4 protein-coding genes are annotated in these 5212 nt (G+C 62.0%); all 4 read left to right on the forward strand.

Annotated elements, in window-relative coordinates; translation table 11 throughout:
* The first annotated feature begins 128 nt into the window (after window positions 1-128).
* The 4 genes from DW037_RS05915 (at window position 129) to DW037_RS05930 (ending at window position 5077) form a co-directional block, all read left to right on the forward strand.
* Window positions 129-848 carry a GntR family transcriptional regulator gene (locus DW037_RS05915; protein ID WP_117583850.1) on the forward strand — a complete coding sequence of 240 codons (720 nt, stop codon included), beginning with the start codon at window positions 129-131 and terminating at the stop codon, window positions 846-848.
* A gap of 384 nt (window positions 849-1232) precedes the next feature.
* Complete coding sequence (locus tag DW037_RS05920) at window positions 1233-3206, forward strand: ATP-dependent DNA helicase RecQ (RefSeq protein ID WP_117583849.1); 1974 nt, start codon at window positions 1233-1235, stop codon at window positions 3204-3206.
* A 2-nt stretch (window positions 3207-3208) separates the two neighbouring features.
* On the forward strand, window positions 3209-3964 hold the full coding sequence (locus DW037_RS05925) for a GntR family transcriptional regulator (protein ID WP_117629032.1): 756 nt from the start codon (window positions 3209-3211) through the stop codon (window positions 3962-3964).
* Between the two features lie 144 nt (window positions 3965-4108).
* Complete coding sequence (locus tag DW037_RS05930) at window positions 4109-5077, forward strand: SIS domain-containing protein (protein ID WP_117629031.1); 969 nt, start codon at window positions 4109-4111, stop codon at window positions 5075-5077.
* The last annotated feature ends 135 nt before the right edge of the window (window positions 5078-5212 follow it).

Below are 5212 nucleotides of genomic sequence, written 5' to 3' on the forward strand. Positions count from 1 at the left end.
GCTGGGCCTATGCCGGAATCTCTCCCACAGAAACCACCGAAGAGCCCGTTTTATCATTATGAGGTAACATGAAACTAGACGTTATATACGTATTAGTTATTTCAATATTTCGATAAGAGTGATTAGATATGCCTGCACCCAAAAATGCACCGCTTTACCAGCAGATTTACGACGAGATCAAGGATGCGATCGAGAAAGGTGTTTATGCACCCAAGGAGCGTATTCCGTCCGAGCTCGAGCTAGCCGAGCAGTACGAGGTGAGCCGAATTACGGTGCGTCGCGCCGTCGAGGAGCTGTGCTCCGATGGCTACCTGGTTAAGCAGCAGGGCCGTGGCACCTTTGTTTCCACGCCGCACATCAATCGCCAATTTCACGCCTCGACGCTGCAGACGTTTACCGCGCTGTGTGCCGGCAACGGCATGAAGGCCGGTGCGCACGTAATCGATCGCCAGATTGTGCCGGCGCGCCAAAACGAGATGGAGTTCTTTGGCCTGCAGAAGGATGCGCTGCTGCTGCACATCAAGCGCGTGCGTACTGCCGACGGCGAGCCCATCTTTGAAGAGAACATCTTTGTGCCGTTTGACGCCTACCGTGAGCTGTTGACGGCCGATCTTGAGGACAAGTCGATTTTTGCCGAGGTCGAGCGTGTTGGCGGAACGCCGATTGTCTCGGTTGGTTACCGTACGGTCGAAGCCGTTCGCGCCAACGCCGAGCAGGCGGCTGAGCTGGGCATTGCTCCGCACGATCCGCTGCTCAACCTGCGCGCCGGCTTTATCGGACCCAATGGCGAGCCGGTCCTGATGGGTAAGCAGTACTACGTGGGATCGCGCTACGTTATGGTCATGTAGCTCTAGTTGCGCGGTTTTCCAAACCGCGCAACGGGCCGACGCTGCGCCCTTGGTTCCGCCGTTCTAGCGAACGGCGGACCGGTCGACGCTGCAAACGCCCCTAAGCGGCAATCTGACGTTCAATCGTCGGTCGCGTACCGAAGTACGCTTCCCTCCTCTTTCACGTCACCTTGCTCGCTTAGGGGCGTTTTCGCTGACTTATGCTCAACCTGAGACGTTTCCACGCCTGTCAAGAGCTTAGCCGTTGGGGACGTTCTTAAACGACTAGTCATTCAAGAACGTCCCCAATGACTACCCGCAGAATGAGCGTGGCTGACAGCCGTACGGCAGCGGTCCGCGTGGCGGCGTATAATCGGCGGCAGATGACTTGGACGTTAGGAAACCATGACCGATAGCATGCAGCAGATGGCGCTCGACACGCTCGGCGCCTATTTTGGCTACACCTCGTTTCGCCCGGGGCAGGACCGCATGGTCGATGCGATCCTTGCCGGCCGCGACGCGCTGGGCGTTATGCCCACGGGCGCCGGCAAGTCCATTTGCTACCAGGTGCCTGCGCTCATGCTGCCCGGCATCACCTTTGTGGTGAGTCCGCTGCTGTCGCTTATGGAGGACCAGACCCGCGCACTGCTTGCGGCGGGCGCGCGCCCCAGCTATCTCAACTCCAGCCTTACGCCGGCTCAGCAAAATACCGTGCGCAAGCGGGCGCGCGAGGGTCGCTACCAGCTTATGTATGTGGCACCTGAGCGCCTGCTCGAGCCGCGTTTTCTGGCCTTTGCGCAGGAAGCTGCGGCCGAAGGCGGCATCGGCGTTCCGCTCGTGGCCATTGACGAGGCCCACTGTGTGAGCCAATGGGGTCAGGATTTCCGCCCCGCCTACCTGCAGATTCGCGAGTTTATCGATTCCCTGCCGCAGCGCCCCATCGTGGCGGCCTTTACCGCTACAGCGACTGAGCGCGTGCGTGCGGACATTCAGCAGATGCTCGGCCTGCAAAACCCGGCGACGGTGGTGACGGGCTTCGATCGCAAGAACCTCTACTTTGGCTGCGAGGAGATGGGCGACAAGGCTAAGACCGCGTGGGTGCGCGACTATGTGATCGCGCATTCGAGCGAGAGCGGCATCGTGTATTGCTCGACTCGCAAGACGGTTGATGCGCTGGCAGGAGAGCTTGCTGAGGCGTTGGGTCCCAGCGGCATTCGCGTTGGCCGCTACCATGCCGGCATGGGTAATGACGCCCGCCGCCAAAGCCAGCGCGCCTTTATCGACGACGATATTCAGGTGATGGTTGCCACCAACGCCTTTGGCATGGGCATCGACAAGCCCAACGTGCGCTACGTCATCCATAACAACGTGCCCGAGAGCATCGAGGCCTACTACCAGGAGGCGGGCCGCGCCGGCCGCGATGGCGATCCGGCCAGCTGCCACCTGCTGTGGAACGGCAACGATTTTCGCATGCGCCGCTTTTTGATCGACCGCGGCGATGCGGCCGACGAGACGCTCGACGACGAGCAGCGCGCGTGGGCGCTCCAGAACCGATATCGCCTGCTCAGTCAGATGGAAGGCTATTGCAACACCACCGGCTGCCTACGCGAATACATGCTGCGCTACTTTGGCGACGAGGCCGCGGCCGAGCATACGGCCGTGGGCGGCGCCGCCGCGGATGAGGCCGAGGGCTGTGGCAACTGCAGCAACTGCCTCACGCAGTTCGAGGTCGAGGACGTCACCGGTATGGCTCGCGCCGCCGTGCGCTATGTGGCCACGCGCCCCATGCGCTTTGGCAAGTCGCTCATCGCCGATGTGCTTCACGGCGGCAACACCGAGCGCATTCGCCAGATGCATCTGGACGAGGACCGCGGCTATGGTGGGCTGTCGAGCGAATCGGTCGGCCGCATCAAGGACATCATCGGCCAGCTGTGCGGCCGCGGTTATTTGGCCACCTCGCAGGGGCAGTACCCGGTCGTGGGCCTGGGTCCGCGTGCCGGCGAGGTCGAGGACGAGGCGTTTGCCTTTACCGTTAAGCGTCGCGCGTCCAAGCGCAAGGCCTCGGCCCGTGCTCGCCGTGCGGTGGATCTGCTGCGCGAGGAGGCCGAGCTGGATCAGCGCCCGCGCGTGGGCGACGATGCCGAGCTGTTCGAGCGCCTGCGTACCCTGCGCAAGGAGATCTCGACCGAGCTCGAGATGGCGCCGTACATGGTCTTTTCCGACAAGGCCCTGCGCGGCCTGTGCCGCCTGCGCCCGCAAACGCGCGACGAGCTGATTCAGGTCAACGGCATCGGCGAGAAAAAGGCCGATGCCTTTGGCGAGCAGTTTATGGCGGCGATTGAAGAGTTTGAGTCCGAGCATGCGCGGGATGGAGCGTAACGATGGCAACCGACGATAAAACCGACCGCGCTGGCGTATCCGCCGTACCGCTGTACCAGCAGGTCATGGACGACCTGAAGGGCGAGATCGCGCGCGGCGTGTATGCGGCCGGCTCGCGCATTCCTTCCGAGATGGAGCTCGCGAAGTCTTACGGCGTGGGACGCATCACCGTGCGTCGCGCCATCGAGGAGCTGTCGCGCGCGGGATATCTCAACCGACAGCAGGGGAGGGGCACCTTTGTGTGCGCTCCCAAGCTCAAGCGCAAGATTGTCCAGAAAGGTGACGTCCAGAGCTTTACTGAGGGTTGTGCCGCCAACGACATGGTGGCCGGAGCGCGTCTGGTGTCGCGTACGGTGGTCGCGGCGACGCGCGAGGATGCGGCGTTCTTTGGCGTGGAGCCCGGCTGCGAGCTCATCGTGGTCGAGCGCGTGCGCACGGCGGATGGCGTGCCCGTCATGCTCGAGAACAACGCCTTTGTGCTGGCCGACCATCCCTACCTGCAGACGCTTGCCGATAAGGACCTCACCGATAACTCGATCTTTGCGCTCGTTGCCGAGCATTCGGGCCGCGCGCCGCTCAAGTCCGACCCCTGTACCGTGGAGATTGCGCTTGCCGATGCTCAGGCGGCCCCGCTGTTGGAGGTGCCGGCCGGCGAGCCACTCTTCTATATGGAGGCGTACTTTACCGATGAGGACGAGCGGCCCCTGCTGCTCGGGCGCCAAAAGATCGTGGGCTCGCGCTACGTGTTCGACATCTAACGTCCATAGATAGAACAACATAGAACAAATTTGCTGAAATGACTTCACCTGCGACAGCTCGCATGCTATAAATAGAACAACATAGAACGACTGCAGGTACGAGCTGCCGTCGTCCAAAGCCGCCACACAAGGAGGAGCGTCACCGTGAACGCACACGATCTGATTCAGGAAATTATCGAGCGCAAGGGTAAGATCGAGAACGTCTTTTGGATCGCCTGCGGCGGTTCGATGATCGACCTGATGCCGGCTAACGAGCTGCTCAAGCGCGAGGCCACTACGTTTGCCTCGACGGTCTACACCGCGCGCGAGTTTTGCCTGATGGCCCCCAAGAGCCTGGGGCCGAAGTCGCTCGTCGTCGCCTGCAGCCACAGTGGCAACACGCAGGAGGTCATCGACGGTTGCGAGATGGCGTTGACTGCCGGCGCCGAGGTCGTCGCCCTCACCGACTGCGAGGGCTCCAAGATCGACAACGGCAAGTGGACCACCTGGGTCTACCCCTGGGGCGAGGGTGTGTCGCAGGCCGAGGTGCCGCAGGGCATCGGCGCTCTGATCGCCGCCGAGCTGCTCGACCAGCAGGAAGGCTACGAGGCGCTCGCCGACATGTACGAAGGCCTCAAGCAGATGGATGCGCTGCTGCCCGCCGCCCGCGAGAAGGTCAACGCCGAGCTGGGCGCCCGCTTTGCCGAGCTCTGCCAGCAGCACAAGTTCTTCTATATCCTGGGGTCCGGCCCCAACTTTAGTCAGACCTACGCCATGGCCATCTGCTCGCTCATGGAGATGCAGTGGCAGCACTGCTGCTATATCCACTCCGGCGAGTACTTCCACGGCCCCTTCGAGGCTACCGAGCCCGGCGTGTTCTACTTTGTGCAGCTCGGATCGGGTGAGTGCCGCCCCATGGAGGAGCGTGCACTCGCGTTCCTCAACACGCACACCGATACGATTATGGTGCTCGATGCGCTCGAGTACGGCGTGGGCGAGGTACCTGCCAGCGTGCGTTCGTTCTTGGAGCCGATCTTCTTTTACGCGATGAGCTGCGAGCTGCGCGCCGCCCGCGGCAAGGTGTTCGACCACAGCCCCGAGATCCGTCGCTACATGGGCATCGAGCAGTACTAAGTAACGGGAAAACCATTCACCTTCGATTCGCAAGGGCACTGCGTGAGTCAAAAAAGCGGGCCGCGCCGGGGATTTCCGGCGCGGCCCGCTTAGTATCGCGCTTAGATTCGCAAGGTTGCGGCAGCCAGCGGCCTA

The organism is Collinsella sp. AF39-11AT (assembly GCF_003474585.1).
GTDB lineage: Bacteria > Actinomycetota > Coriobacteriia > Coriobacteriales > Coriobacteriaceae > Collinsella.

Excerpts from the sequence above, each read along its gene's own strand:
- DW037_RS05920 (WP_117583849.1), top strand. The coding sequence starts at position 1,233 with ATGACCGATAGCATGCAGCAGATGGCGCTCGACACGCTCGGCGCCTAT.
- DW037_RS05925 (WP_117629032.1), top strand. The coding sequence starts at position 3,209 with ATGGCAACCGACGATAAAACCGACCGCGCTGGCGTATCCGCCGTACCG.
- DW037_RS05915 (WP_117583850.1), top strand. The coding sequence starts at position 129 with ATGCCTGCACCCAAAAATGCACCGCTTTACCAGCAGATTTACGACGAG.